Annotated in this window: 2 protein-coding genes and 1 pseudogene; all 3 read right to left on the bottom strand. The window is 39.9% G+C overall.

Annotated features, from left to right (window positions below):
* Positions 1–12 precede the first annotated feature (12 nt).
* The 3 genes and pseudogenes from HT729_RS06615 to HT729_RS06605 all read right to left on the bottom strand — a co-directional run bounded on the left by HT729_RS06615 (position 13) and on the right by HT729_RS06605 (position 1,504).
* Positions 13–691 (bottom strand): annotated as a pseudogene (locus HT729_RS06615) (LrgB family protein).
* Entirely contained in the window at positions 688–1,062 is a 375-nt protein-coding gene (locus HT729_RS06610; protein WP_000781328.1) for a CidA/LrgA family protein, read from the bottom strand. Before HT729_RS06610 ends, HT729_RS06615 begins: the two are co-directional and overlap by 4 nt.
* Positions 1,063–1,246: 184 nt before the next feature.
* Complete coding sequence (locus HT729_RS06605) at positions 1,247–1,504, bottom strand: ATP-binding cassette domain-containing protein (protein WP_000797621.1); 258 nt, start codon at positions 1,502–1,504, stop codon at positions 1,247–1,249.
* Positions 1,505–1,821 lie beyond the last annotated feature (317 nt).

Here is a 1,821-nt window from a genome sequence, read left to right as displayed (position 1 = left end):
TTTCGAAGAGTATTAACTCAATATCAAACTAGCTACGATGGGGCTGACAAAGACATAGAGAATACCAGTGACACCGATAGCCAAACCACCCATGGCTCCTGCTACAGAGCCGTATCGGAAGGCTGTTCCTGTTCCAACTGCATGGCCTGTTCCTCCAAGGGAAAGACCAACAGCTACTGGGTCGTCAATTTTCAACCACTTCAAAAGGGTTGGTCCGATGACACTGGTTAAAATCCCAGTTGCCACGACTACCACCAAGGTCACGGTCGTCAGACCTTGCAATTTTTCTGTGATTCCCACTGCCATGGCGGTTGTTACTGACTTGGGAAAGAGAGAAATGGCTAGGAAAAAGTCCATACCAAAGATTTTGGCCACAAGGGCTGTGAAAGAGGTATTGACAACTACTGCTAGCAGACTACCAAAGAGAATACTCCGAGCATGGTGCTTCATCAAATGAAAACTCTTGTAAATCGGAATCCCCAAAGCCACTGTCGACGGGACAATCAAGTTGTTCAGATAAACCCCACCTTGGTAGTAATCTTGATAAGAAATACCCGTCACCTTAAGAAAAATAATGATAAAAATAGCCGACAAAAGCAGGGGCGTTGTCAATGGATGAGGAAAACGTCTGTAAATCAACATCCCCACTAGATANNAGCCCAAATAGGGGATTGGAAACAAATTCACTCATTTGGCATCTCCTTTCTCATAATCTCCCTCAAACCGTCGTTTGATAAACTGAACTACCAACGCTATGAGGATAATATTGACAACTGCTGCAAAAAAGACAATCAAAACAATGGGTAGGAGATAGGGAGCAATCACATCAAACTTTTCCATGATTCCTACTGCTGGCGGCAAAAAGAGAATGGTCATATTGGCCAGCAAGAAATTCCCCACCATGTTGACATGCCTAGTTCTCAACCATTTGAATTGTAGGGATAGAAAGAGAATAATCAAGCCGATAATACTGCCTGGGATGGGCAAATGAAAGAAACTGGAAATCCCCTCTCCGATTAGAGAAATCACAAAGAGAATCATTAATTGAACATATAATTTCATCCTAAACTCCACGAAATAGACTTCTTGAATACCAGTTTACTCTTTTTTCAGAAAATTTCAAGGAAATGAACAAGGGATAATGAAAATTAAAGAACAAACTAGGAAGTCAGCTGCATGTTACTCAAAGTAAAGTGTTGGGTTTGTAGGTCAAACTGACATAGTTTGAAGCGATTTTCGAAGAATACTACTTTTCTCTGCTTAAGTGAATGACTTGGTCGTAGTTTTTTAAGTCCTCTTCTGTGTAGTGGTGAATGACTTCAATGACCGTTTGAGGTAGGGAGAAGAGCAAGTCGCTAATTTTTCTGCTATTTTCCGAGTCAAGATTGGCCTTAATCTCATCTGCTAAAATGAGTTGGCTATCATGGTAGAGGGCGCGAGCGATTTCTAGGCGTTGTTTCTCGCCACCAGACAGACTATCATTGCTGAGCGTTCGATTTTTCAAATGTTCTAAACCTGTTTTTTGAGTATATGATTTAGCGTTTGCTTTTATCTAAAATACTTCATATAAAAATGTAAATTTTTGGGGGATATACAATTAAATGAAAATATCGTAATGACACAGATTGAAACAAAAAGCGAACAAAACAGAATTCATTGTTTCGATTCGCTTTTCGTATTATTATCTAGTTTTTTTGTAGCTCTGATAACATTTAGTCTGAGCATGTACACTAATAGCTGAAGGAATAAAATGTATACTTTAGATTATTTCCAAGCGCCACCGGTATCTACACAGTAACCACCAGGTGTATAGGTGTTGTG

The sequence above is a fragment of the Streptococcus sp. 79 genome, assembly GCF_013277425.1.
Lineage (GTDB): Bacteria > Bacillota > Bacilli > Lactobacillales > Streptococcaceae > Streptococcus > Streptococcus pseudopneumoniae.
This window is presented reverse-complemented; position numbering and strand designations above follow the sequence as displayed.